The 24,947-nt window shown below is 64.8% G+C and carries 28 protein-coding genes; 16 read left to right on the forward strand and 12 right to left on the reverse strand.

The window, feature by feature from the left end; translation table 11 throughout:
- Both VIM95_RS21735 and VIM95_RS21740 read right to left on the reverse strand, forming a co-directional pair.
- A complete protein-coding gene (locus VIM95_RS21735; RefSeq protein WP_331989933.1) occupies positions 1–1,338 on the reverse strand; it encodes a pyridoxamine 5'-phosphate oxidase family protein in 1,338 nt (445 codons plus the stop codon).
- Positions 1,335–1,823, reverse strand: coding sequence for a hypothetical protein (locus VIM95_RS21740; protein ID WP_331989935.1), 489 nt, complete (start codon positions 1,821–1,823; stop codon positions 1,335–1,337). The genes VIM95_RS21735 and VIM95_RS21740 overlap by 4 nt, the downstream gene beginning before the upstream one ends.
- A gap of 154 nt (positions 1,824–1,977) precedes the next feature.
- Here VIM95_RS21740 and VIM95_RS21745 point away from each other — a divergent pair, with 154 nt between their 5' ends.
- From VIM95_RS21745 to VIM95_RS21765, 5 genes are all read left to right on the forward strand, one after another.
- The gene (locus VIM95_RS21745; RefSeq protein ID WP_331989937.1) at positions 1,978–2,457 is read left to right on the forward strand and encodes a hypothetical protein; all 480 of its coding nucleotides are present in this window, start codon (positions 1,978–1,980) and stop codon (positions 2,455–2,457) included.
- 89 nt (positions 2,458–2,546) lie between these two features.
- Positions 2,547–2,777: a hypothetical protein gene (locus tag VIM95_RS21750; RefSeq protein WP_331989939.1), complete on the forward strand. Its 231-nt coding sequence runs from the start codon at positions 2,547–2,549 to the stop codon at positions 2,775–2,777.
- 140 nt (positions 2,778–2,917) lie between these two features.
- Entirely contained in the window at positions 2,918–3,175 is a 258-nt protein-coding gene (locus tag VIM95_RS21755; protein ID WP_331989941.1) for a hypothetical protein, read from the forward strand.
- A 241-nt stretch (positions 3,176–3,416) separates the two neighbouring features.
- Positions 3,417–4,775 carry a chromate efflux transporter gene (gene chrA / locus VIM95_RS21760; protein ID WP_331989943.1) on the forward strand — a complete coding sequence of 453 codons (1,359 nt, stop codon included), beginning with the start codon at positions 3,417–3,419 and terminating at the stop codon, positions 4,773–4,775.
- A gap of 64 nt (positions 4,776–4,839) precedes the next feature.
- Positions 4,840–5,214 carry a VOC family protein gene (locus VIM95_RS21765; protein WP_331989945.1) on the forward strand — a complete coding sequence of 125 codons (375 nt, stop codon included), beginning with the start codon at positions 4,840–4,842 and terminating at the stop codon, positions 5,212–5,214.
- Positions 5,215–5,218: 4 nt separating this feature from the next.
- Here the strand turns inward: VIM95_RS21765 and VIM95_RS21770 are convergent, their stop codons facing one another.
- Complete coding sequence (locus VIM95_RS21770) at positions 5,219–6,049, reverse strand: alpha/beta hydrolase (protein WP_331989947.1); 831 nt, start codon at positions 6,047–6,049, stop codon at positions 5,219–5,221.
- A gap of 120 nt (positions 6,050–6,169) precedes the next feature.
- Between VIM95_RS21770 and VIM95_RS21775 the strand changes: the two genes are divergently transcribed.
- From VIM95_RS21775 to VIM95_RS21785, 3 genes are all read left to right on the forward strand, one after another.
- The gene (locus VIM95_RS21775) at positions 6,170–6,775 is read left to right on the forward strand and encodes an ABC transporter ATP-binding protein (protein ID WP_331989949.1); all 606 of its coding nucleotides are present in this window, start codon (positions 6,170–6,172) and stop codon (positions 6,773–6,775) included.
- Positions 6,772–7,575, forward strand: a complete 804-nt coding sequence (locus tag VIM95_RS21780) for an ABC transporter permease (RefSeq protein ID WP_331989951.1) — start codon at positions 6,772–6,774, stop codon at positions 7,573–7,575. The genes VIM95_RS21775 and VIM95_RS21780 overlap by 4 nt, the downstream gene beginning before the upstream one ends.
- 99 nt (positions 7,576–7,674) lie before the next feature.
- Positions 7,675–7,842 (forward strand): hypothetical protein, encoded by a 168-nt coding sequence (locus VIM95_RS21785; RefSeq protein ID WP_331989953.1) that lies wholly within the window; start codon positions 7,675–7,677, stop codon positions 7,840–7,842.
- A gap of 272 nt (positions 7,843–8,114) precedes the next feature.
- Here VIM95_RS21785 and VIM95_RS21790 read toward each other — a convergent pair whose 3' ends face one another.
- Positions 8,115–8,897: a peptidylprolyl isomerase gene (locus VIM95_RS21790; protein ID WP_331989955.1), complete on the reverse strand. Its 783-nt coding sequence runs from the start codon at positions 8,895–8,897 to the stop codon at positions 8,115–8,117.
- 87 nt (positions 8,898–8,984) lie between these two features.
- Positions 8,985–9,449 (reverse strand): metallophosphoesterase family protein, encoded by a 465-nt coding sequence (locus VIM95_RS21795; RefSeq protein ID WP_331989957.1) that lies wholly within the window; start codon positions 9,447–9,449, stop codon positions 8,985–8,987.
- Between the two features lie 102 nt (positions 9,450–9,551).
- On the opposite strand from VIM95_RS21795, the gene VIM95_RS21800 reads away from it, so the two are divergent.
- Entirely contained in the window at positions 9,552–10,448 is an 897-nt protein-coding gene (locus VIM95_RS21800; RefSeq protein ID WP_331989959.1) for an aldo/keto reductase, read from the forward strand.
- On the opposite strand, the gene VIM95_RS21805 is transcribed toward VIM95_RS21800, so the two are convergent.
- Positions 10,445–11,356 carry a LysR family transcriptional regulator gene (locus VIM95_RS21805; protein ID WP_331989961.1) on the reverse strand — a complete coding sequence of 304 codons (912 nt, stop codon included), beginning with the start codon at positions 11,354–11,356 and terminating at the stop codon, positions 10,445–10,447. The genes VIM95_RS21800 and VIM95_RS21805 overlap by 4 nt on opposite strands.
- A 116-nt stretch (positions 11,357–11,472) precedes the next feature.
- Here VIM95_RS21805 and VIM95_RS21810 point away from each other — a divergent pair, with 116 nt between their 5' ends.
- On the forward strand, positions 11,473–12,342 hold the full coding sequence (locus tag VIM95_RS21810) for an NmrA family NAD(P)-binding protein (protein WP_331989963.1): 870 nt from the start codon (positions 11,473–11,475) through the stop codon (positions 12,340–12,342).
- Between the two features lie 17 nt (positions 12,343–12,359).
- Here VIM95_RS21810 and VIM95_RS21815 read toward each other — a convergent pair whose 3' ends face one another.
- Both VIM95_RS21815 and VIM95_RS21820 read right to left on the reverse strand, forming a co-directional pair.
- Positions 12,360–14,624, reverse strand: a complete 2,265-nt coding sequence (locus VIM95_RS21815; RefSeq protein ID WP_331989965.1) for an ATP-dependent DNA helicase — start codon at positions 14,622–14,624, stop codon at positions 12,360–12,362.
- A complete protein-coding gene (locus tag VIM95_RS21820) occupies positions 14,621–16,273 on the reverse strand; it encodes a VRR-NUC domain-containing protein (RefSeq protein ID WP_331989967.1) in 1,653 nt (550 codons plus the stop codon). The genes VIM95_RS21815 and VIM95_RS21820 overlap by 4 nt, the downstream gene beginning before the upstream one ends.
- Positions 16,274–16,571: 298 nt before the next feature.
- Between VIM95_RS21820 and VIM95_RS21825 the strand changes: the two genes are divergently transcribed.
- Positions 16,572–17,522: a glycosyltransferase family 2 protein gene (locus VIM95_RS21825; protein ID WP_331989969.1), complete on the forward strand. Its 951-nt coding sequence runs from the start codon at positions 16,572–16,574 to the stop codon at positions 17,520–17,522.
- Positions 17,509–17,904 (forward strand): GtrA family protein, encoded by a 396-nt coding sequence (locus VIM95_RS21830; RefSeq protein WP_331989971.1) that lies wholly within the window; start codon positions 17,509–17,511, stop codon positions 17,902–17,904. Before VIM95_RS21825 ends, VIM95_RS21830 begins: the two co-directional genes overlap by 14 nt.
- Positions 17,905–17,986: 82 nt before the next feature.
- Here VIM95_RS21830 and VIM95_RS21835 read toward each other — a convergent pair whose 3' ends face one another.
- On the reverse strand, positions 17,987–19,669 hold the full coding sequence (locus VIM95_RS21835) for a phospholipid carrier-dependent glycosyltransferase (RefSeq protein ID WP_331989973.1): 1,683 nt from the start codon (positions 19,667–19,669) through the stop codon (positions 17,987–17,989).
- A 14-nt stretch (positions 19,670–19,683) separates the two neighbouring features.
- Between VIM95_RS21835 and VIM95_RS21840 the strand changes: the two genes are divergently transcribed.
- The 3 genes from VIM95_RS21840 to VIM95_RS21850 all read left to right on the forward strand — a co-directional run bounded on the left by VIM95_RS21840 (position 19,684) and on the right by VIM95_RS21850 (position 22,069).
- Positions 19,684–20,568: a ChbG/HpnK family deacetylase gene (locus tag VIM95_RS21840; protein WP_331989975.1), complete on the forward strand. Its 885-nt coding sequence runs from the start codon at positions 19,684–19,686 to the stop codon at positions 20,566–20,568.
- Between the two features lie 233 nt (positions 20,569–20,801).
- On the forward strand, positions 20,802–21,443 hold the full coding sequence (locus VIM95_RS21845) for a VTT domain-containing protein (RefSeq protein WP_331989977.1): 642 nt from the start codon (positions 20,802–20,804) through the stop codon (positions 21,441–21,443).
- A 128-nt stretch (positions 21,444–21,571) separates the two neighbouring features.
- Positions 21,572–22,069 carry a hypothetical protein gene (locus VIM95_RS21850; RefSeq protein ID WP_331989979.1) on the forward strand — a complete coding sequence of 166 codons (498 nt, stop codon included), beginning with the start codon at positions 21,572–21,574 and terminating at the stop codon, positions 22,067–22,069.
- A 28-nt stretch (positions 22,070–22,097) separates the two neighbouring features.
- Here VIM95_RS21850 and VIM95_RS21855 read toward each other — a convergent pair whose 3' ends face one another.
- Entirely contained in the window at positions 22,098–22,481 is a 384-nt protein-coding gene (locus VIM95_RS21855; RefSeq protein ID WP_331989981.1) for a DUF4406 domain-containing protein, read from the reverse strand.
- 118 nt (positions 22,482–22,599) lie between these two features.
- Here VIM95_RS21855 and VIM95_RS21860 point away from each other — a divergent pair, with 118 nt between their 5' ends.
- Complete coding sequence (locus VIM95_RS21860; protein WP_331989983.1) at positions 22,600–23,028, forward strand: Fur family transcriptional regulator; 429 nt, start codon at positions 22,600–22,602, stop codon at positions 23,026–23,028.
- A 12-nt stretch (positions 23,029–23,040) separates the two neighbouring features.
- Here the strand turns inward: VIM95_RS21860 and VIM95_RS21865 are convergent, their stop codons facing one another.
- Positions 23,041–24,582: a DHA2 family efflux MFS transporter permease subunit gene (locus VIM95_RS21865; protein ID WP_331989985.1), complete on the reverse strand. Its 1,542-nt coding sequence runs from the start codon at positions 24,580–24,582 to the stop codon at positions 23,041–23,043.
- Positions 24,583–24,593: 11 nt separating this feature from the next.
- On the reverse strand, positions 24,594–24,947 hold a 354-nt coding region (locus VIM95_RS21870; RefSeq protein ID WP_349258190.1), incomplete at its 5' end, for an HlyD family secretion protein.

Consider the following 24,947-nt stretch of genomic DNA (forward strand, 5'->3'; position numbering starts at 1 on the left):
CTACTGGGCCGCTTCTACGTCCAGCAACTGGATTGGTCGGGCGATGGCCAGCCGCAGCCGGCCACGCCCGACCTTGTGCAGCGCCAGCCAGTCACAACGCTCACCCAGGCGCCGCTGCAGGAGCAGCAGCCGAGTCTCGAGGTTGTCGTCGAGTTCAGGCAGGCGTAGCCGCGGATCAAGCCTGAGGGCACGGTTGCTCCACTCGGTCCGCCCCTCGGCCAGGTAGTCGCTCAGCAAGAGCCACAGCACCGCACCCGCTACCCCTTTGATCAGATAGTCCTCGCCCAGGAATACGCTCTGCGTGGTAGCAAAATAGCGCACCGCCACCGCCTTACCGGCCAGCGGGACAGGCTGCTCCGCGGGGAGGGGCGGCATGGGCAACTCGGGGGGGCGGGTCAGCCAGCGCATGGTTTGTCCCAACAACTGGGCCACCGCCACCAGCGCGTCCTCATCCTCGTAGCTGAAGCGGCGCTCGAACGGGCTCTCCACATACAACACGCCGGCCAGCCAGCCACCGGCCTCTATCGGTACCGCCAACTGGCTGTGCGGCGTGTCACTGGCAGGAAAGGGGATCTCGGTATTGAGTGCCACCATCCCATCCCGTACCGCCTCGGCACGCACCGCGCGGCCGTAGGCATACTCAGCGGCCGGCCAACCCAGCCGGATAGGGGTGCGGTATTGGGCGGCAATGCCAACCACGCCATCGCCTATGGCCACCTCGGAACCGAGGCCGGATTCCGTATAGCCAAGGCTGGCCACGGTATAAAGCCAGAAGCCCGACTCATCCACGCACAGCACCAGCGCGTGCTGTATATCCAGCAACTCAGAGAGGCCCGCCAGCACCAGATCAAAGGCCACAGCCAGATCGTCCACAGTCGAGAGCCTTTGCGCCAGCAGGCGCACGGCACTCAGGCGGTTGTAGCTAATCTCGGGAGGGGGCAATACGGTACCGGGCACGTTCTCGATCTGGCTGACCTCGTACACGTCAGCTCCCAGCAAACGGAACACGCCGGCCATGCCGGTATGCGAGGCAATGCTCGCGAGCTTGGCCTTCATGGACTGGAACAGTGGGCCATCGGACTCGGTCCGTACATAGACCAGGGTCAGGCGGTAACGGGCGGCGGTGGCCGGGTCCAGTACCAGCAGGCTGGCATGGGGGTGAGCCAGGATGTTCTCGCGGGTCTTGCTGAAGAATTGGAAGGACAGCGCCACATGCCGGCAATCGACAAAATGGACTTGCGAGACATAGGTTACATTGGGTGTGCCGTCCTGCGCACAAGTGGCCAGCATGGAGGGCGCCCCGCCCTCAAAGCAGTTGCGTAGCTGCTCCAGCCTCATGCTTCACCCAGCCTGGTGCCGGCCTTGGGGCCGGGTGTCTGGTTGTAGGCCGCCTGTGGCGTAAAGCGTATGGCCGCCAGATCATCCGCTCGGCAGTCGAGAAAGGCCTCCAGCATGGCCACCGGGTAGCCGAAGGCGGTCAGTTCCTCCACCAGTTGGCCGCGCTGGCGCTCAAGCTGCAACCTATCCTCGACACTGGCAGCGACCTCGCGTGCATCGTTGCCCTTGAGCTGTACCGTACGGTGGCTGCCGGGTTGGGAGAATACTGCCGCGATCTGGCCGCTGGCCGCCACATCCCGCAAGAGCTGCAAGGACTGGCTGCGTGGCAGCAGCACCGTGATGCTGCTCCTGTCGGCCGCCACGCAAGCCGCCACCGCCTTGGCCAAGGTAGGGCGCAAGGCCGCATCGCGGGACGCCACGGTCAGGGAACGGCCTCCTTCGAGAAAAGCCACCAGTTCATCGGTGAGCGGGCTGAGATCAGACATGCTCGAAGCATAAACCTTGCACCGCAGACGGCAAGCCCTCTGGTACGGATGTGCCAGTTCCTGCCTCGGCTTGTTGCATAGCGGCATGCAGCGCGCCCCATAGATCGCCGTTTTGGTTTAGCCTAGGCGCCGATACCGGCTTCTTGAGAGACTCATGCGGCGCCTTGTTTACGCCGCTGGCCTGCTGGCCAGCCTGTCTGCCCTGGCGGCAGACCCAGCCCCCACCCTCCGGCTGCCCCTGGACGACGAGATCGCCATCCTGCGCGCGGTCACGCTGCAGGTGTTCCCGCCGCCCACCCAGGCCGAATTCCAGAAGTCACCGCAGGGCCTGTACCTGGCCTATCGCTCCAGCAAGGCCGAAAGCATCTTCCAGGCGGTACGCAAGACCTACCCGCCCTTTCTGCCGGTACGCAACAAGGGGGCCAAGCCCGCCAACAAGCAGCAGTGCTACTACAACCCGGCCAACCACCTGCCGGAGCTCAGGCTGGAGCTGAGCCAGGTCGAGCTGATGGACGCCAGCTCGGCCTTTGTCGAAGCCAGCAGCGGTCCCTGCAGCCGGAACATCAACACCGCCACCTTCTTTCTGCGCAAGGTGCATGGCGGCTGGCGCATCAACAAGATCCGCCAGGGCTGACAAGGCCGGCACGCATGAGTTAGGCTCTGAAAAACGGTGGCCGCCGCGTCATCACTGCACAGAGACGACAACTGAGGGCGAGGGTAGTCATGGACAGCAGCAAGTTCGGCAAGACCATAGAGCTCGGCCCTTTCCGGGGCGAGATCGCGTGCAGGACCGGCTATCAGGGCCGTTACCTGATCGAGGTCAGCCTTTATAAGCAGGACACCCAGCTGATCCCGCCGGTACGCGACGAGGACAACAGCTACCCCAGCAAAGAGGCCGCCTATGAGGCGGGCGAACAACTGCTCAAGGCATTGGTTGCCGGCCTGAACCAGTAGCACCGCCCAGCCGTACGTCGGTCGGAGAGGGCCGCTGTGCGCCGGCCATAGGCAGCGCCAGGCAAGCTTGGCAAAATACCGGTTTTACCGGCGGCCCCTGGGCCACGGTGTCTCGCCACTTTTCGCAAGCCGATACCCGCATGATCCTGGATTTTGAAATCGCCCCCGCCGACGACGCCCGCAAAGAACTGGCGGCTGCACTGACCCATGTCGACAAATTCCTGCAAAGCCGCGAGAACGGCCTGGCGCATGCCAGCAAGGAAGACCTCAAAGCCTATGTGCGTTCCATGTTCAGTAGCTCGGCCGACGTACTGAGCATGCAGGTCAACAAGGACCACTATCTGCTGGAACTGGAGCTGGGTTACGTCAAGGTCACGGCCAAGCTCAAGCGCTACTGAGCCGACCGGCTGCGCGCAAGAAAAACGCCCCGCCTGGGGCGTTTTTCTTTCGTCGTCAGTCACGCGGCACCGGCAGTTGGCCAGACCTGGGAAGCAGCCCTCGCCTGCGCTCTGTGGGCGTGGTCATCGTGTCGCAATTGCCACGTGATCGGGCAGCGCCTATGTCCGAATCACGGCCATGTCACGGCTTGCGGTTAAGCTCCATGCCTACCAATAGCAAATCACCTGGCCCAACATCATCATGCCGCCCAGCCTGGAAACAGATCGGTCCCTGAACTCGCCTGTCGCGCCCATCAGCCTTGCCGAGGCTTGGCGCTTCTGGCTCAAACTCGGGCTGATCAGCTTTGGCGGCCCGGCCGGGCAGATCGCCATCATGCACAGCGAGCTGGTCGAACGCCGCCGCTGGCTGTCGGAACGGCGTTTTCTGCATGCCCTCAACTATTGCATGCTGCTGCCGGGGCCTGAAGCACAACAGCTGGCAACCTACATAGGCTGGCTGATGCACCGCAGCTGGGGTGGGCTGATCGCCGGTGGCCTGTTCGTGTTGCCCTCGCTGCTGCTCTTGATCGGTCTGTCCTGGGCCTATCTGCAATTTGGTCAGTTGCCCTGGGTAGCCGGCGTATTCCATGGCATCAAGCCGGCGGTAACCGCCATCGTGCTGCACGCCGGCTGGCGCATAGGCGGCCGGGTATTGCGCCGACCCATGCAATGGTGGCTGGCCGGCCTCGCCTTTGTCGCTATTGCCGCCTGGCAGCTGCCCTTCCCCTTGATCGTGCTACTGGCGGCAGCAGCGGGCTATCTGGCCGAGCGCTGGCGGCCCGGCACCTTCAGCGTACCGCCGAGCGCCACCAAACCCGATGCGCCTCACCCCAAAGCCTGGTTGGACGACGACAGCCCACCACCCGTACATACCCGCTACAGGCCACGACGCACCGCGGTCCTGTTGCTGCTGGGCGCCCTGTTGTGGGCACTGCCCATGGCCCTGCTCTGCCTGCGTGAAGGCTGGCAAGGCACACTGCCGCAGATGGGCTGGTTCTTCAGCAAGGCGGCGCTGCTGACCTTTGGTGGTGCCTACGCCGTGCTGCCCTACGTATTCCAGGGTGCGGTCGGCCACTATGGCTGGCTCTCCGCCGGGCAGATGATGGATGGCCTGGCGCTGGGCGAGACCACGCCCGGACCGTTGATCATGGTGGTTGCGTTTGTGGGCTTCGTCGGCGGTCACGCTCAACCCACCCTGGCTGGCGGCAGCCCTTTCTGGGCCGGCGCGCTGGCTGCGTGCGTGGTCACCTGGTTCACCTTTCTGCCGTCCTTCCTGTTCATCCTCATCGGCGGACCGCTGGTCGAATCCGGCCAGCGCCAGCTGGCCTTGGCCGCGCCACTGGCGGGCATTGGCGCTGCGGTGGTCGGGGTGATCCTCAACCTGGCGCTCTTTTTTGGCCTGCATACCGTCTGGCCACAGGGCTGGCGGGGTGAGCCGGATCTTGTTGCCATGGCCCTCTGTGCAGCGACATTGCTGGCGCTATTTCGCTTCAAGGTCGGGGTAATCCCGGTGATCCTGGCCTGTGCCCTGGCGGGCGGTCTGTTGCAAGTTTTAAGTTAGCGGCGCGCCCTGAGCGGCTGTACTAGAGTACCGGCAGATCAACCCGATTGCTGGGAGGGGATGCATGGCAACCATACGCTACCTGGTGCATGACGTAGATATCGCTCTGCCGTTCTACCAGTCACTGGGCTTCGAGCTGTCGGATCGCTGGGGGCCCCCTTTCGCCATTCTGACGCGGGATGGGCTGGCGCTGTGGTTGAGCGGCCCAGGTAGTTCAGCCAGTAAGCCGCTGGCCAACGGCCAAGTGCCCGAGAGCGGCGGCTGGAACCGGCTGGTGATTGAGGTCGACGAACTGGATGCTGCCATCGCCAAGCTGAAGGCCCACGGTGCCCGATTGCGTAGCGAGCCGGTACACGGCCCAGGAGGTCGGCAAGTGTTGGTAGATGACCCCTCGGGCAATCCGGTTGAGCTGTTCGAGGCGCGCGCAACGTCGGCCTAAGCGTTCAGACGTTCTGCCAGAAGGCCATCAGCGCCCGGTTCACCGCGCCAGCATGGGTCAGGCTCATACCGTGCGAAGCACCGGCGATGGTGATCTGTTCAGCCATGGGTAGCCACTCAGCCAGCGAGGCCACCGTCTCACGGAAAGATGCGGGGCTGAGCTCGCCGTCGACCAGCAAGGTCGGGCAGCGCAGGGTGCAGGCAGTCTCGGCTTCATAGGCGGGCATGGGGTCCTGCAGCTGCAGTGGCAGGGTGGCCGCGTTGTCGCGCGTCATACGACGGAAGTCCGCATCGCTCTTGTCCCAGAAGCCCGGCCGGCTGACCGCATCAATAAAGATCCGCAAGCCAGCGTCGGCGTCACCCTCCGTCACCAGCCTGGCGGCCTCGGCGCGCAGCTCGGCCTGGTCCTCGGCCAGCCCTTGCGCCTCGCCTACCGGCCCACCCGGGTCCAGCAGCACCAGGCTGCGCAAGAGGTGCGGGTGCGCCAGCGCCAGTTGGTAGGCAATGCCACCGCCGCGCGAATGGCCCACCAGGTGCACCGGCCCCAGCCCCAGTGCCTCAATAAACGCCGACAGCTGGGTCACATGCGCCTGCCAGGAAAAGACCGTGCCCTGGGCCGAAGCCAGCGGCGGGTAGTAGTGCGCCAGGCTGGGCGCGTGGCAGTGATAGCGGGTCGGCAGCGTCTTGAGCTGCGGCGTCCAGTAGCGGTAATCGCAGAGCGAACCGTGCACCAGCACCACCGGCGGGCCCTTGCCTTGGGCCACATAGGCCATGGCAGGTAGCTCAGGCAGGAGCTTGACCTTGGGTTTGGGCAGAGAGGCGGCGGGGCTGGGCATGATGGGCATGGAAACAAAGGCAGGCCGCCGATGCTAAAAGTCAGCGCGTCTTCAGTCCAATATAAGTCTCCGTTGGCCATAATTGTTTCTGGCTATGAATGGCCAGTTTGAGGAGCCCGTATGCACGACCGCCCTTCCCTGCACATCGTCGACCTGCGTAGCGGCGATCATGGCCCTTATGCCTTGACCGTTGCGGCGGGCGAGTGCGTCAGCCTGAGCGGCCCCTCGGGCGTGGGCAAGAGCCGTTTGTTACGCATGGTGGCCGACCTCGACCCCTGCAACGGCGAAGTCAGGCTGGGCGCTACGGCCTGCCGCGCCATGTCGGCACCGCAGTGGCGCCGCAAGGTCTGCTACCTGCCGGCAGAGGCGGGCTGGTGGGCAGATACGGTGCGCGAGCATCTGCCAGACAGCGACCAGACCCAGGCCTTGCTCGCCGCCCTGGGCCTGCCCGAGCGGCTGCTGGATGCACCCCTGACGCAACTCTCCAGCGGCGAGCGGCAGCGCTTGGCGCTAGTGCGGGCCATCCTGCAGCAGCCGGACTTTCTGCTCCTGGACGAGCCGACCTCGGCGTTGGACGAAGCCAATACCCTGCGCGTGGAGGCGGTACTCGAACAGCTCCGGCGGGAGGGCAAGGGCCTCTTGCTGGTCACCCACAGCACCGCCCAGGCGCAACGGCTCGGCGGCCAGCACTGGCGCGTACAGCAGCATGGGCTGGAGGCAGCATGAACGGCCCCGTCGAACTGGGTAGCCTGGAGCTGGCCGCAGGCGGTACGCTGGTATTGCTGGCGGCGCTGCTATCGCTGTTGTTGGTACTGGGATTGCAGCGCACCTTTCTGCTGGCAGCCACCCGTATGGTGGTACAGCTGCTGCTGGTCGGCCTATTCCTGCGCCAGCTGTTCGCCTGGTCGTCCGGCTGGCTCAGCGCCGGGGTGGTCGCGGTCATGCTGCTGGCGGCCTGCCATGAGGTCGCCTCGCGCCAGGAGCGGCGGCTCAAACAGGCCTGGCACTACGGGGTGGGCGGTCTGCCGGTGACCCTGGCGACGCTGGGCATCACCCTGTTCGCGCTGACCTCCTCGCTCAAGCCGCAGCCCTGGTACGACGCACGGCACCTGATCCCGCTGGTGGGCATCGTGCTCGGTACGGTCATGAATTCGGCCAGCGTCACGCTCAACCATGTCTATGGCACAGTCAGCCGCGAGCGGCAGGCCATCGAGGCCCGGCTCACGCTCGGCGCCAACCGCTACCAGGCCTGCCACGACCTGCTAAGGCGCTCGGTACGCGCCGGCATCCTGCCCCTGCTCAACCAGATGGCTGCCGCAGGCATCATCACCCTGCCCGGCATCATGACCGGCCAGATCCTGGCAGGCATGGACCCGATCGCCGCCGCGCGCTACCAGATCCTGCTGCTTTGCCTCTTGGCCGGTGGCGGCTTTCTGGCGGCCTGCGGTACAGCCTATCTGGCAGTCTGGCGGCTGACCGACGAGCGCGATCGCTTGCGCCTGGATAGGCTGCTGGCGGCCAATTGAAAGCAGGCGACCGCTTATCGGCAAACTTGTCCGATTCAGCGTCGGGCCTAGGGTGAGGTGCCAAACTGCCTATCATCCACAAGCAGACAGGAGCCCACCATGAATGTCGGCAGCGTCGATTCCAGCAGGCAGGCCCTGCAGGCCAGCAATGCCCAACAACAGCGCCAGGTGCAACCCGAGCCACCCAAGCGTGAGGAGCAGCAGCAAGCCGCGCGGCAAACGGTCAAGGAGCCGGGCAAGGGCAATAATATCGACACCTTCGCGTAGTGCCTATTTGGGCTTACGCGCAGCATGTCAGCAACTAAATATGGCGCAGGCGCCCGGGAAACCCGGGCGCTTAACATTCGTGCGCCCCGACACTGCGGCACACTCTTAATCGCATCCCTACCCTCTCCGCCCCAGCCCGCCGGCGGGGGAACCTCGCTGCGCTCGCGCGCACGGAATTGGCGTTGCGCCTTACTGAATTTTGGTCAGCGATACTTTAGGCGGGGCCGCAACCCTACCCTTTTGCTTGAGCGAAGCGTCAACCTACGGTCCGTCTATTTGTCGGCCCGGGGCATCATCGTGTTCTGGTCGTGCACCAGCTTCCAGCCATCCGGCTGGCGCTCGAACAGGAGCTGCAGCAGGTAGTCCAGCTGGTAGGGTTTGCCTTGTTCGTCCTTGTCTTCGTAGGCCACCTTCAGCAGCACCATGCCCCAGTCCTTGCCCAACTGGCGGTGGAGGGGGGCATGTTGCCAGCGCCAGTCGCTGTCGGCGAACCAGGCCTGCATCTGTTTGCGGAAGGCGGCGCCAGCGCTGCTGAAGCGGCCGTTGGGCATGACCAGGCTGAGCGTTTCGCCATGCGCCAGCGTTGCCTCGTAGGCCGGCCAGTCACGGGCGTCGATGGCGGCCAGGTGGCGCTGTACCGTGCAATCGAAGTCACAGTCCGCTGCTGCGTCGCGGATCGCCTCGATCTCGATCACATGCCAACCCAGCGGCGTTTCCACCGGTTCGGGCAAGAGACCAGGCGCCGTGTGCGTCAAGAGCGCGGTCGAGATGGCCGGCGGCAGAAAGGCCAATTGCAGCCAGCCTAGCTCGCCTCCTTCTTTTGCCGTGCTGGCGTCGCGCGAGAGCTTGCTGGCCCAGGTGGCAAAGGGGCCGTTGCCGGCTTCGAGCGCCACGATGATGGCCTGGGCCTCTCCCTGGCTTTTGGCCACGATATGGCGTAAACGGTACTCGCGAGCGGCCTGCGGGCCGGGTTCGGCCGCCTGGGCTGGGCCAGTAACACAGATCAGGCACAGCAATACGGCCCCGAGCCAGGCTAGTCCATGGCGCTTAGACATCTTGTCTCCTCTTATTATCAGGCGGCATGCCAGTGTTCGGCGATTATGCCCATGCCGGGCGATAGACACGAGCGCATGGCGGCGCTGCTAAGCCAGCAGCAGCGGACGGATATGAGCACTCACCCCACCCGCAGCCAACCAAAGCTCGCCCACGCTCACCGGCAGCTTGAAGCGGCGGGGCCCGGCGCTGCCGGGGTTCACCAGCAGCAAGCCATCGCGCAATACCACCTGCGGCCGGTGCGAATGGCCACTGACCACCACCCGCGCCGCACCGGCCGGACCATCCGGTGTCAGCTCAGCCAGGTCATGCAGCACATAGATGCGTACGCCATCCAGCTCCAGCCAGGTCTGCTCCGGCAGCTCGGCCACCCAGGGTGCCGTGTCATTGTTGCCGCGTACCGCCGTCAGCGGTGCAAGCCGTGCCAGCTCGGTCAGGATTTCCGGCTTGCCGATATCGCCGGCATGGATCAGATGATCACAGCCGCGCAAGGCGGCCAATGCCTCGGGGCGCAGCAATCCATGGGTATCCGAGATCAAGCCTATACGTTGCATCAGCGTCCTTTGAGATGGCGGGGGAACCATGCCGGGCCGTCATGGGACCCATGCGCTGGGGTCGCTTCTGGTGCCGTCCGGGGACGTCTATGATCCACCGGGTTGTCGGCCCCGCCAAGCCCGGCCGGGCCTCCCCCCCAACAGCCGCCACGGTGGCGCGAACAGGAGCATGATATTGACTACCTGCACACCCAAGGCATCCGCCTGCCCAAGCTCGGGCTCGGTACCTTCCGCATGGAGGGTGCTGCCTGCCAACCGGGCGTAGAGAGTGCCCTCGCACTGGGCTATCGGCATATCGATACCGCCACGATGTATGAGAACGAGGCCGAGATCGGTGCCGCCCTGGCGCAGGCCGCGTTGCCGCGTGACAGCCTGCATATCACCACCAAAGTCTGGCATGACCAGTTGAAGCCTGCCGATATGGAACGTGCGCTGGAGACCAGCCTCCGCAAGCTGCGGTTGGCACAGGTCGATCTCTATCTGGTGCACTGGCCCAGCCCCGGCATGGACCTGCCCGCCATCTTCGCTACGCTGGAACGCATGCGCGAGGACGGCCGTATCCGCGCTTATGGCGTATGTAATTTCACTGTGCCGCTGCTGCGCCAAAGCATAGAGGAGATCGGTGCGGCCATCGCCTGCAACCAGATCGAGTACCACCTGCTGCTCGATCAGACGCCGGTCAGGCGTTACCTTGCCCAGCATGGCGTGCCGGTCGTCGCCTACTGTCCACTGGCCCAGGGCAGGCTGGCCGAGCATCCGGTACTGGCGCAAATCGCCGCACGGCATGACGCCACCCCGGCCCAGGTGGCGCTGCGCTGGCTGCTGGATCAGGACGGCGTGGCCGCCATCCCCAAGGCCGGCCGACGGGAGAGCCAGCAGGCCAACCTTGACGCGCTGAAGCTGCAGTTGAGCGACGAGGACCGCAGCCAGATCGCCGCCTTGCCCAAGAATCTGCGACTGGTCAGCCCGGCCTTTGGCCCAGTCTGGGATCAGGCCTAGGCCGTCCCCTCCTCCGCCAACCCGACCAGAAAGTCCAGAAAGGCCCGTGTCTTGGCCGGTTGGTAATGGCGCGAGGGGTGCAGTGCGTAGAGTGGGAAGCGCTCATCCGGCCAGTCTGGGAACAGCTCCATCAACTGGCCAGTCGCCAACAGCTCCTCGCTGCCCCAGGCCATGATCTGGCTGATGCCGTAACCGGCGAGGCTGGCGCCGAGCAGGGTGCCTGCCTCGTTCACCATCAGCTGGCCGCGCGTGGCTACCACCTTGCGCTCGCCGCCGCGATGAAACTCCCAGGCGTAGGGCCGGCCAGTGTCCGCCTCTCGGAACTGGATGCAGGTGTGGCCTACCAGTTCATCCGGCGTGCTGGGCCAGCCATGCCGAGCCAAATAGCTGGGGGCCGCCACCGTCAGGATGCGCGTCTCCAAGAGCCGGCGCGCCACAAGGCTGGACGACTGCGGGTAACCAAAACGTACCGCCAGATCAAAACCCTCGGCAATCATGTCGCCCAACTGATCGCGGGTCACCAGATCGAGTTGCAGGTCAGGATGCAGTGCCAGGAAAGCCCCCAATCGCGGCCCCAGGATCAAACGCGAGAAGAAGGGATCGACGTTGATGCGCAGGCGACCCCGTACCGCCTTTGCCCCCATGGCGGCTGAGCTGGCAGCTTCTTCCAGACCCGCCATCAGCGGTACGACCTGCTCATAGAATCGCCTTCCCTCCTCGGTCAAAGTAACTGAACGGGTGGTGCGATCAAAGAGCCGCGTACCCAGCCTCGCCTCCAGCCGCGCCACCGCCCGGCTGACCCCGGACTGGGACATGTTCAGCACCTCGCCCGCGCGAGCAAAGCTGCCGCTTTCCACGATGGCCGCCAGCACGCCCACACCACCGATCAGACGCTCATCGAATGCCATGATTCATGCTTCCTAGTCACCAATAAAATGACATTCATGTTATCGCGGAATACCCCTGCCTTGCCCAGAATCCGTCCCAAGGCAGCAGGGGCTGCCCTCGATAGACAAGGAGAACGATGATGTATGCGATTACCGGCATTACCGGACAGGTGGGCGGCGTGGTGGCGCGCAAGCTCTTGGCGGCAGGGAAGCCCGTGCGAGCCGTGGTACGTAGTGCCGCCAAGGGGGTCCCCTGGCTGCAACAAGGTTGCGAGCTTGCCATCGCAGAGATGGCCGACGCCGAAGCGCTAAGCCATGCTTTTGATGGAGCCGAGGGCGTATTCGTACTGTTGCCGCCGCACTTCGACCCCTCGCCTGATTTTGCCGAGACCCGTCGCAATGTCGCGGCATTGTACGAAGCACTGTTGCAGGCGCGGCCAGCCAAGGTGGTCTGCCTCTCCACCGTCGGCGCTCAGGCAACCCAACCCAACCTGCTGACCCAGCTGCAGATCATGGAACAGCAGCTCGGCACCCTACCCATGCCCATTGCCTTTTTGCGGGCAGCCTGGTTTATGGAGAACGCCGCCTGGGATGTGGCTGCCGCACGCGACGAGGGCGTGTTGCGCAGCTATTTGCAACCCCTGGCCCGGCCTATACCCATGGTCGCGACCGCCGACGTCGGCAAGGTTGCAGCAGAGCTGCTGCTGACAAGCTGGGTAGGCCAGCGCATCGTTGAATTGGAAGCGGAGCAGCGCATTTCGCCACTCGAGTTGGCCGCCGCTTTGGCCCGCCTCCTGGGCCGTGAGGTCAAGGCAGAGGCCGTGCCGCGGGAGCAATGGGAAACGCAGTTCCGTGCCCAGGGCATGCAGAACCCGCTACCGCGCATGCAGATGTTGGATGGCTTCAATGCTGGCTGGATAGACTTCGATGGCGGCGCCAGCCGCTCACGCAAAGGGGTGACCGGGCTGGACACCGTCCTTAGACAATTGATCGCACAAGCCGTGTGAGCTTACTAGGTGGCCGCTCACCGCGCGGGCGGCCACCAATGCGGCAGCAGGGCCTGGACCTCGGGTCGGGTAAAGCGGTCATCGATCAAATGGACCACACCGCTGTCCTCGGTAGTGCGTATCACCCGGCCTGCTGCCTGCACGACTTTCTGCAGGCCGGGGTAGAGGTAGGCGTAGTCGTAGCCGGCACCAAAGCACTGCTGCATGCGCTGGCGTATCTGCTCATTGACCGGGTTGAGCTGTGGCAGGCCCAGGGTGGCGACAAAGGCGCCGATCAACCGCTCGCCGGGCAGGTCTATGCCCTCGCCGAAGGCCCCCCCCAGCACCGCAAAGGCGATGCCCTGCCGCCCCACCTCGAAGTGGGCCAGGAACTGCTCGCGCGCAGCCTCGTCCATCTGCCTGGCTTGCTCACGTACCGGCACGGCTGGGTGGCGGGCGCGGAACACCGACAGTACCTGCTGCAGGTAGTCGTAGCTGCTGAAGAAGGCCAGATAGTTGCCGGGCTGCTTGGCGTACTGCGCCGCCATCAGTTCGACTATAGGCTCAAGCGAACTTGAACGATCTGCATAGCGGGTGGAGATATGCCGTGCCAGGTGCACTTGCAGCTGCTCGGGCCGGAACGGCGAGGTGGCTTCCATCCAGCCTACGCCCTCGGGCAGCCCCAAAAGGTCGGCGTAGTAGTGCCAGGGGCTAAGGGTAGCCGAGAACAGCACCGCGGCATGTGCGTCCTCGAAGCGCTGGCGCAGAAACGGCGCCGGCACCACATTGCGGCAACACAGCACCGAACCCGGCTGGCCGCGGCCCGATGCCACGATCTGGCTGGCGTCGAACAGCGAATGCACGTCCAATAGTTCGGCCAGGCTGCAGAAGTGCAGCGCATCGAAGTAGAAGCGCTGCAGCACCGGGTCCATGCCGGTGGGGTGCTCGGTCAGGTGGTCGGTGATCGCGCTGCCGGCCTGCTGCAAGGTCTGCAGCAGGTCCTCCGGCACGGCAGGGTAGACCTGGTAGCGCACCTCCTGGTCGCGGTCCAGCCGCTCCCAGGCCCGCCTGGCCTTGCCCAAGGCGCGCTTTACCTTGGGCGGCGCCACCTTCTGCGCCGCCTTGAGGGCCGGCAGATCCAGCTCGGCGCTGTACATCTTGCGTGCCCGCTCCACCAGGTTGTGGGCTTCGTCCACCAGCACGCAGACCCGCCATTGGTTGAGCTGGCTCAGCCCGTAGAGCAGACCGCCGATATCGAAGTAATAGTTGTAGTCGCCCACCACCACATCGGCCCAGCGCGCCAGTTCCTGGCTCAGGTAGTAGGGGCAGACCTGGTGCGCCAAAGCCACTTCTCGCAAGGTCGCCTGGTCCAGCATGCCCCCCACCTCGACCGCAGCCAGCCGCGCCATGGGCAGACGGTCGTAAAAGCCCTGCGCCAGCGGGCAGGATTCGCCATGGCACTCTTTGTCCGGGTGTTCGCAGGCCTTGTCCCGCGCCACCAGCTCCAGCACACGTAGCGGTGGCGTGGGTTGCGGCCGGCGTATCAAGCCCAGGGCATCCAGTGCCAGCCGCCGACCAGGGGTCTTGGCGGCTAGAAAGAACACCTTGTCCAATTGCTGTGTCGGCAAGGCCTTGAGCAAGGGAAACAGCGTACCCACGGTCTTGCCTATGCCAGTGGGCGCCTCGGCCATCAGGCAGCGGCCCAGGCTGGCGGTCTTGTAGACCGCCTCCGCCAGCTCCCGCTGGCCGGGCCGGAAGTCCGCGTGCGGAAAAGTCAGTGCAGAGAGCGCCTCATTGCGCACCGCCCGGTGCGCCAGTTCCTGCTCGGCCCAGGCCATGAACACATGGCATAACCGCGCAAAGAAGTCTGCCAGCGCCTCGGCGCTGTACTCCTCGCTGAGTACCGTCTCCTTCTGGCTGACCACGTTGTAGTAGACCAGGGCCACCGTGGTGGTGGCGAGGCCTCGCGTCTGGCACAAGAGGTGGCCATAGACCCGTGCCTGCGCCCAGTGCAATTGACGGTGGTTGTCCGGCATGCGCTTGAGGTCGCCGCGGTAGGTCTTGATCTCCTCCAGCTGGTTGCGCGTACTGTCGTAACCGTCGGCCCGACCCCGTACCGTCAGGTCCTCGAACTCGCCGCTGAGGCTGAGCTCGCTGATATAGCCAGCCGAACGGCGCTGCACCACCGTCTGGTGGCCGGCCATGCCCTCCAGCGCGGTCGGCGCCGGGGTAAAGCGCAGATCCAGGTCGCCCCGCTTGGCAGCGAACTCGCACAGCGCCCGCACCGCTACCACATAGCTCATGCCACACCCACCCACTGCACATAGCAGACGCAGACCGGCATATCGTGCGCCAGGCAGTAGTCCAGCCAGCGCAGCTGGTTGTCCTGCAATCGATCGCCCGGCCCCTTGACCTCGATCAGACGGTAGCGCCCCTGCGTCGGCCAGAACTGTACCAAGTCGGGCAGGCCGGAACGGTTGGTACTGACATCGGCCAGCAAGCGCTGGAACCATAGGCGCAGATGCGCGGCCGGCAGGCAGGTGAGGGCCTGCTCCAGCAAGGTCTCATCGATCAGGCCCCAGAACACAAAGGGCGACTGGCGGTTCCATTTTTCGCGGTAGTGGCGACGTATGGTGTCCAGGTAGCGGCCATCGTCCAACTGCGCCAGGCAGGCGGCAAACAGGTCGGCTCGGCGGCTCACGAAGTCCGGGCTGGCCAAGTCGGCCGGACCACGATGAAAAGGATGGAAGAAAGCGCCGGGCAAAGGCGCAAACACCGCCTCCCAGCAAAGAAGGCCAAACAAGGAATTGATCAGGCCGTTCTCAACGTAATGGACCGGCGCTTCCTCTGCGTTGAGGTGGTCGCGTACTGCAAACTCCACCGTACTGCCGTCCTTCGGCTGGGGCAGACAGAGCGCCAGTTCCTCAAGCACCAAGGCCGCCTGTCGTGGCAAAGGGGGCAGGCCCAAGAGGCGGCGCAAGCGCGGTAGCATGCGGCTCACTTGCTGCGCCTCTTCCTCGCTCTCCGGTGCAGACTCGGCCTGTAGCGCCAGCGCGTGGGCCTCCTCGTGGCGCGCCAGCCGCTCCAGCACCCGTATGCAGCGCGCCCGTGCGCCGGGGTAATCGTTGCCCTGGTAGAGCACCAGCGCCGTCTCCAGCTCCCCCAGGCGCTCATAGTGCTGGCCAAAGCGGTGCAACAGCCGGCGGCGACGCCCTTCCAGCCAGGGATTGGCGCAGGGCACCTCGCGCACACCGGCCAGGGCCGCTTCGGTCTCGCCTTCCGCCAATAAGCGCTGGTACTCAGCGAGCTGCAGATAGGTATCCACATCCGCCCGTTGCTGAAAGCCCCGCGCCGTGGGTGCCAGCACCACCGGCTCGTAGTCGTAGATACCCAGGTCGGCCAACACGAACTCAGACCAGTCCTGATGCAGATTGCCGAAGAACATCAAGCGGAAGCGCTCGCACACCGGCATCACGGTCAGCCAGTAGAGCGCATCCTCACAAGCCGGGTACCAGGCCTGCAAGGGCTGAGTCTCGTTCAGCGTATCCACCAACGCCGCCAGCATCTCGGCCTTGCCGGCCTGACTCAGCCGCCGCTCGGCCAGTGGTTCGGCCAAGGCCAGCTGCAATTCAGCCTTGGTGCAGAGGCCAAACAGTTGCGCCAGGTTCAGCGTTGCATCCAGCCGTACCCAGCCCAGCTCGATCAAGGGTGCCACCGCCAAGGCGGTATCGCCTATCTCGGCATAGCGCAGCTTGCTGGCGCGGAACAGCTCGCCCTTGCGCATGACCATGCGCACCAGGAGCGCTTGCGCGGCTTGTGGCAAGGCGGCGAAGTCGGCCAGAAAGGCTTGCTCGGTATCAATCAGCAGATCGCCATAGCGCTCGGCTATCCAGGCCAGCACACGGCGGAAATTCAGCAGATAGTAGTGTGGGTCGTCCAGCGTGCGGTTCACCAAGGCCACTCCGCCAGCCTCGCGCGCATGGCGCACCAGCCAGCCCGGTCCAATGCTGCGATTATGGTGAACGATCGTTCACTTTGCAATGCATGGCGCCGCCGCAGCTCCCCAACCCTGCTAGGCAATTCCCCCCGGCGTTCACCTATATTGGCGATGACAAGGCCTTCTGCCACATGCCTCAATGCAGCGAGCCCATCAGAGCTCGCATCGGCCCTTGGCCCGTAGCGGAGGCACACTAATTTTGCTTTAAGGCTTCTTCCTTACACTGCAGGCTCTGTTTATTGGGAATTCAGGCGTGCGCGTCGAGCCCCCCTACATCTCCTGCGTCGTCCCGGCCTATAACGAGGCACGCTGCATCACTGACTTCCTGCCCTGCCTGGCCAAGGCATTGGCCTGGCTCAGCCCGCGCTACGAGATCATCGTGGTCAACGACGGTAGCCGCGACCAGACCTCCAGCCTGGTCGCCTCGCTTTGCCAGGGTCACTCCCATATCCGGCTGATCAACCTGTCGCGCAATTTCGGTAAGGAAGCCGCGCTCACCGCCGGGCTGGACCATGTGCGCGGTGACGTGGCCATCCTGATCGACGCCGACTTCCAGCATCCGATCGAATTGATCGCCATCTTTCTGGATCGCTGGCGCGAGGGCTATGACATGGTCTACGGCGTGCGCGAATCGCGCGCCGATGAATCCCCGCTCAAGCGGCTGGGTGCGCAGCTGTTCTACCGGCTGCTGAACCGGCTCTCCAGCATCGAGATCCCCATGGATGCCGGCGACTTCCGCCTGCTGGACCGTAAGGTAATCGACGCCCTCAAGGCCATGCCCGAGCGCGGTCGCTTTATGAAGGGACTCTATGCCTGGGTCGGCTTTCGCAGCGTCTCGGTGCCCTTTGCGGTGCAGGTGCGTCATGGCGGGCATACCAGCTTTGGCCTCAGGGCCCTGGTGCGGCTGGCGCAGACCGGCATCGTGGCCTTCTCCGACGTACCCTTGCGGGTCTGGGGTGTGATCGGTTTTTTGATCTCCGCCATCTCCCTGCTCAATGCCTTGTGGATCGTGTTCGACACCCTGGTGTTCGGCAATACGGTACCCGGCTGGGCGACCCTCGCCGTGGCCCTGATGTTCCTGGGCGGCGTGCAGTTGATCTCCATCGGCGTACTGGGCGAATACCTGGCCGGCGTGTTCAACGAGGTCAAACAGCGCCCCACCTATCTGGTTGCCGACCAGATCGGCTTTGATGACGCAGACTGACCCGGTCGGCGCGCGCCGCCTGCCTCGCTTTATCGTGGTCGGCAGCCTGGCTGCCGCCGTGCATTGGGGCACCGCCAACCTCTTGATGCTGGGCCAGATGGCACCGCTGCTGGCCAATGTCGGCGGCTTTGGAGTGGCCTTTGTGGTCAGCTATCTGGGGCAGCGCCACTGGACCTTCACAGCCGGCCACCTGGCGCACCGCCACACCCTGCCCCGCTACTTCCTGCTCGCCTGCAGTGGCTTTGCCGGTAATGAGGCACTCTTCTACCTGCTGCTGCGTTATACCCCGCTCCCACCCGCCATTGCCCTGGCCCTGGTGCTTGGTCTGGTTGCCGTAGCGACCTTTCTGCTCAGCCGCGGCTGGGTCTTCGTGCGCCGCTGAGTACCTGCCGCGCACCGTCTGGCGGTACGGGCCTTATCCAGGACTTTGGCGGCGAGGGCGTTGCAGCAACGCCCCGGCCCTTTCACTTCAGCGCATGGTCCGGCCTGACGTAGATCTGCAGATCGCCTTCCTGCCAGTAGCGCTGCAAGCCTAGCTGCATGAGTTCGGCCTCGTTGTCGCGGCGGGCAATCACGTACACCGAGCGCGGCCCGGCCAGCAAGGCCTTGAAAGCGGCCGCATCAAGCAGCCATTCACGTGCCTCTGGCTGGTCACGCAGGGCGAAGTAGAACTCGCGCCGCCAGTTGTCGGTCTTGACGATCTCCGGGTCCTGCCAGTCGTCCACCACCCGGATCAGCTCGCGCCGGTTGAGGTAGAGCGGCAGGTCCTGGAAGTAGTTGCGGTAGCTCACCAACACCGCATCCGGCCCCAGCATGGGCTTGAGCACTTCGGCCGCTGCCTGCGCTGAATTGCGCTCCATATAGGGGATGGCGGGCAGCAGCCAACCGGCCAGGCCGGCACCACCGAGCGCCAGGCCGAGCACCGTGGCAGCCATGCCGCGTCGCCAGCCCCAGGCGCAAAGCGCAGCGGCCAGTAGCAGGGTCGCGCCCATGCCAGCCAGCAGCCAACCGGGCGGCAGCTTGGGCTTGTGCATCCCGGCGGCCACCAGCGCCGCCACGCCCAAAGCGGCAAGCAGTATGCCGCTGGCCAGCGCCAGCCAGCCTCCCGGCTTGCCCTCGCGCCAGCGTGCGTCCAGCCGGGCCCCGAGCAGCAGGGCCAAGGGGAAGGTTACCGGCAGGATATAGCTGACGATCTTGGAGGCCGGCAGCGAGAAAAACAGCAGGATGGCCAGCGGCCAGGCAAACAGCAGCGCGTAGGTTTCATTGCCGACGTGCCGGTTCTGCCAGCCATGCCGCAGCGCACCAGGCAGCCAGAAACTCCAGGGCAGCAGGGTCAGGGCCAACACGGCAAGGTAGAACCAGGCCGGGAAGGCATTGTTGAAGCCCCCGCCGGTATAGCGCTGGAACTGCTGGTAGACGAAGAAGAAGTGCAGGAACTGCGGGTTGTACCACTGCACCGCCGCATACCAGGGCAGGCAGACCAGCAGCACTGCGAGCGGCAGCCAATAGAGCTGCCAGCTCGGCAGCTCGCGCCAGCGACGGCGCCACAACATCCAGGCAAAGATCACCAGCGCCGGCAGCACAAAGCCGATCAGCCCCTTGGTCAACGCCCCCAGGCCGCCAGCCAGATAGGCCGCCCACAACCAGGCCCGCCGCCGCGCCGGGTCGGTGGCTTGCCGGCCGACCATGAAGGCGAGCAAGGAGAGCGCGATCCAGGTCGCCACCTCCAGGTCGAGATTGGCGTACTGGCTGGCCATGAAATAGAGCGGCGAGCTGGCCAGCACCAGCGCCGAAAGCCAGGCAGCACGCCGGCCGAACCAGCGCCAGCCGGCAGCGAATACCGCCAGGCAGCCGGCCACGCCAAAGAGTGCCGGCATCAGCCGTATGCTGGTGGCGCTAACGCCAAAGAACTGCATGCTGACTGCCTGCAGCCAGTAGTACAACGCCGGTTTGTCGAGGAAGACCGCGCCATTGATGCGCGGAGTGATAAAGTCGCCGCTCAACAGCATCTCGCGCGCGATCTCCGGGTAGCGGCCCTCATCCGGTACGCTCAAGGGGCGTACCCCGGTCAACAGCAGGAACCAGGGTAAGAGCAGTACCAAGAGCAGCAACAGGTCGCGCCGCAGAGATTGGCTTCTTTCCAGCATTGGTCAATTTTTCCATGAGTGATTCGGACATCTACACCCGCATCCAGGACACCCGCCAACGAGGCCCGGCCAAGCGATTGGTGCTTTGCGCCGACGACTACGCACTCAACGAGCCAGTCAGCGATGCCATTCTGACCCTTTTGGCTTACGGCAGAATTAGCGTCACCTCCTGCATGACCGGATCGCCCTTGTGGCCCGCCCACGGGGAGCGCCTGCGCGCCGCCGGCATGGCCGGCCGTGCCGGCTTGCACTTCAATCTGACCGAGCCCTTCCCCGGTTCGATCAGCGTGCCGCTGGGCCGCCTGATGCTGCTTTGCCGCAGTGGCCTGATGGATGCCCGCATCGCGCTGGCGGCCTTGCAGCGCCAGCTGGATGACTACGAGGACGTGATGCAGACGCCGCCAGCCTTTGTCGACGGCCACCAGCACGTGCATGTGTTCAGCGGTCTACGGGATATGCTGCTGGACGAGCTGGCCCGCCGCTACAGCGAGCGCCCATGGATACGGGTACTGAGCCCGCTCTCCCGCCCCTACCCGGCCGACAAGGCCGCCGCACTGTGGCTGATGGGCGCCACCCGCACCGAAGCCCGCCTGCATGCCGAGGGGTGGCGCTACAACCATGGCTTTGGTGGGCTCTATGCCTTGCAGCCGGCCGCGGGCTTTGCCGAGCAGATGCCCGGCTGGTTGCGGCAAACCGCCAACCAGGGGCTGATCATGTGCCATCCGGCTACCGCGGCCGCGCCGGGCGACGCGATCGGCCCAGCCCGGGCGGTGGAATATGCCTGGTTCAAGAGCGAAGCCCTGCCCGCTGCACTCAAGGCCGCGCACGCCATACTGGTCGACGCCCCGGATGGCGAACCGGTACCCCCTGCCCGGATCGAATTGCGTGTCGCCCACTAACACTGGCTTAAGTCTGCCACTGCAAGCTCCGGGAAAGATTGCCACCAGGAGAGGGCTCCGCCCATGCGTCGATCCGTGTTGCTACCGCTCACAATCTCCCTTTCCATTATCGCCATGGCCTACCTGACCCACCGTTTGAGCAGCGACCTTGCCGCCCTGGCAGCACCGCAGCCCCCGCTGCTGCTGGCGCAAGCAAGCCACTGTGCCCCGCAAGGCCAGCCGGGAAACAAGCCATGCTGATCGAACTCTGGCACCTGCTCACCAACGAGCAGCAACTCCTGCAGCTGCTGCAAGACAACTGGCTGCTCGGCACCCTGTTGATCGCCCTGGTGATCTTTGTCGAGACCGGCGTGGTGGTCATGCCCTTTCTGCCGGGCGATTCGCTGCTGTTCACCGCCGGTGCACTCATGGGCGTCGTGGGCGGCTCGCCGGTACTGCCCATGTTGCTGATCACCGCTGCCGCCATCGCGGGCGACGCCTGCAACTACGCCATCGGCCGCTCGCGCCTGGGGCAGCAGTTGCTCAAACGCGGCTGGGTCAAGCCGCAATACATTGCCAAGACCCACGACTACTTCGAGCGCTACGGCGGCTTCACCATCTTTGTCGGTCGCTTCGTACCCATCGTGCGCACGCTGGCGCCCTTCCTGGCCGGCCTCTCGGGCATGGCGGCCGGGCGCTTTCTGCTGTTCAACATCACCGGTGGCATCACCTGGTGCGCGGGGCTCATCCTGGCCGGCTACTGGCTGGGCAGTTTCGCCTGGGTGCGCGCCAATATCTCGCTGATCTGCCTCGGCATCGTCGCCCTCTCGGTACTACCGCTGCTGCTGCATGGCTGGCAGGCCTGGCGGGCGGAGCGCAAGGCGCAAGGGGTCTAAGCACCGCCAAGCGTCATTTGGCGATGCTGCAAAAAGGGAGCCGACGACCGCCAAGGCCCCAAGGTCACACAACGCCTCGCCGAACGGCCACCCCGCTGGCCGGTTTTGCCGGTATGCTGCCGGCCCTCATGCAGCCCCGTCCCAATACCATGCCACTAACCTGGTCCGACCTGACCCGCCAACCCGACGACGACGCCATCCAGCATCTGCTGGCCGCCTGGGGCTGGCTGCTCGACGAGCCCTTTGCGCCGCTCTTGTTCAGCAGCCTGGGGGATATGTTTTTTGAAAAGCAGTCCGGCGGGGTGTACTGGCTCAATACCGGCACGGGCGAAGTCACGCAGGTGGCCGATACCGTCGAAGCCTTCCAGACATTGCTGGGCGGTGACGCCATCGACGAATGGTTCCTGCCCGCACTGATCGCCGACCTGCAGGCCGCCGACCTCAAGCCCGGTGCCGGCCAGTGCTACAGCTACAAGGTGCTGCCGGTGTTTGCCGAGGGGAAGTACGAGGTCGGCAATTTCAAGCTGCTGAGCCTCGCCGAGCACTTCGAGGCCACCGCCCATGTGCTCAAGCAGATCCAGGCATTGCCAGACGGCAGTACCGTGCGGCTGCACAATATGCTTTAAGGCGGCAGACCAGCCGCCACCCGCAAGCCTAGTCCACGAGATTCGGCACCTCTGCCAAACCCCGGTAGATCGCCTTACCGGCCTGTTGTGCCAGCGCCACCATCTCATCCGCCCCTGTCGATGGACCGCCTATACGCAGGCAGGCGTCGCACTTCACCACCAGCCGGCGGGCAATGGGGTGGAATATCTCGTCGAATACCGGGTCGCCCACCCGCTCGGAGCCGGCATGCTCGATCAGGGGCAAGGCATACCACTCGCCCATCACCGGCAGATGGCCGGCGCGAAAAAGCGCCAGCGAGGCATCCAGCATCGCGTTCACATTGCGCTGGATCTTGACCGGGTCGTCACCCGTACCCGAGCGGTAAGGGCCGGCGACCAGGATCATCTGAGCTTGCGGGGTTTGCGACGACATAAGGCCTCCTCCAGTTGATCGGTCTACGAACGGTATAGCCTGCGACCAACACATCGACCAGCCGTTCACTGCACCGATCTTAACTTTCAAATAAGTGAGCACGCCTAGGCTGGGCACCATGGATGCCTACGCCCTGCTCGCCAGTCATCATCTGCGCCCCACCTCGCCACGCGTGCGCATCCTGCAGATGCTGGAGCAGGAGGCTCACCTCTCGCCCGAGGCGGTCTACCACCGCTGGGCGCATGAGGAGCGGGACCTCAGCCTCGCCACCGTCTACCGCACCTTTGCCGAACTGTGCCGCATCGGTCTCCTGGAGCGGCACCTGATCGGCCGCCAGCGGGCGCTCTATACCTTGCGCCAGGCGGACCCGACGGCGCTGATGCGCTGCCGCCAGTGCGGCAGCATCGTGGAATTCACCGACAGCGCCATCAGCACCCAACAACAGGCCGTCGCCCAGCGCCACGGTTACCAACTGCAGCACTGCCGGCTGACACTCGATGGCCTGTGCCAGGTCTGCCGCAACCAGCCAGGAAAAAGCCCGGGATGACCGGGCTTGGGTTCAGTGCGCAGCGCTGGTATCGGCAACCCGTGTGGGCTTGGGGGCCAGCCAGATCGCGATGGCTGCCAGCACAAAGGCACAACCAGCAATGAGGAAAATCTGGTTGGTCGCCAGCATCACGCTCTGCGCCTGCACCATCTGGTCTATGGTGCCCCGCGCCTGTTCCAGACCGTAGCCGTTTTGGCTGAGCAAGGTACTCACCTCGCCGGTACGGTCGGTCAGGCCGGCCAGCTCCGCCCGGTTATAGGTGGTCTTGCTCTCCCAGGAGGTATTCACCAGCGAGGTGGCAAAAGCCCCAGACACGGTACGGCAGAAGCTCATCAGGCCAGCGGCTGAGGCGGTCTCCTCCTCGTCCACGCTGGCTAGTGCAAGGCCAGTCAAGGGGACGAAGAAGAAGGGCATGCCCAGACCCTGGAACAGCAGCGGCAACGCAATCTGCCACTGGGTCATATCGAGGTTGGACTGGGTACGGAACAAGGTCACCATGCCTAGCCACAGCACACCGAAGAACACCAAGGGCCGTGGGTCAAAACGCGCGCTCATATTGGCGGCCAAGGGTGCCGCCAACACGGCCAGGATGCCCGACACCGCCGTGGTATAGCCCGCCCAGGTCGAGGTGTAGCCCATATAACTCTGCAGCCATAGCGGGGTCAGTACCGTCGCGCCGAAGAAGGCGCCAAAGGCGAGGCAGATGGTCAGTACGCTGGCCGAATAACCGCGGTGCCGGAACACCCGCAGGTTCACCACCGGGTGCTTCTCGGTCAGTTCCCAGATCATGAAGGCAGCAAAGCCGATGGCCGCCACGATGGCCAGCCCCACGATCTCCGGCGAATTGAACCAGTCCTTGTCCTTGCCCTCGTCCAGCATCAGCTGCAGCGCCGCCACCCAGACGATCAGGAGCACCAGGCCAACCACGTCGATGCTGACTTTGGCGAGCTTGGTTTCATATTGCTTGAGCAGGCTCCAGCCACGCCATGCGCACAGCACGGCCACAGGTACGTTGATCAGGAAGATAAACGACCAGTGCATGTTGTCGCAGATCACGCCCCCCAGGATCGGCCCCATGATGGGTGCGATCAGTGTGGTCATGGCCCATAACCCGGTTGCGGCGGCCGCCTTCTCCTTGGGGAAGATGCGCAGCAAGAGGGTTTGCGACATGGGCATGAGCGGGCCACCGGCCAAGCCCTGCAGCACCCGGAACAGCACCAGCATCTCTAGCGAGTTGGCCATGCCGCACAGTGCCGAAAAGAGACCGAACATGAGCATGGAGGTCACGAACACCCGTACCGCGCCAAAGCGGCCGGCCAGCCAGCCGGTCAGCGGTACGGTGATCGCCTCGGCCACCGCATAGGAGGTGATCACATAAGTGCCCTGGCTGGTTGAGGCACCCAGTGCGCCGGAGATGGTGGGGACCGATACATTGGCGATGGTGGTATCAAGCACCGCGATAAAGTTGGCGGCTGCCAGCAGGAGGCCGGCCCCCACCAGCTGCGCCCCCTTGAGGGCAGGTAGCGGAATGTCGTTGGAAGGCGTCGCGGACATGATGGTCTGCCTCAGTACAACGATGCGGTCTGTTGCAACGGTTCGGTGCGGGTATCGACTTCCACCTCCATCGACAGGCCGACCTGCAGCGGGCGGGCGCGCAGCTCATCCGGGTTGACCGCGATCCGCACCGGCAGGCGCTGCACCACCTTGATCCAGTTGCCGCTGGCGTTCTGCGCGGGCAGCAGCGAGAAGGCGCTGCCAGTGCCGGCCGACAGGCCCATCACCTTGCCGTGGAAGCTCACCTTGTCGCCGTACATATCGGCTTCCACCTTGGCCGGCTGACCGACGCGGATATTGCGCAGTTCCGATTCCTTGAAATTGGCGTCCACCCACAGCTGGTCCAGCGGCACGATGGACAGTAG

The organism is Chitinimonas sp. (assembly GCF_036568685.1).
Classification (GTDB): domain Bacteria; phylum Pseudomonadota; class Gammaproteobacteria; order Burkholderiales; family Chitinimonadaceae; genus Chitinimonas.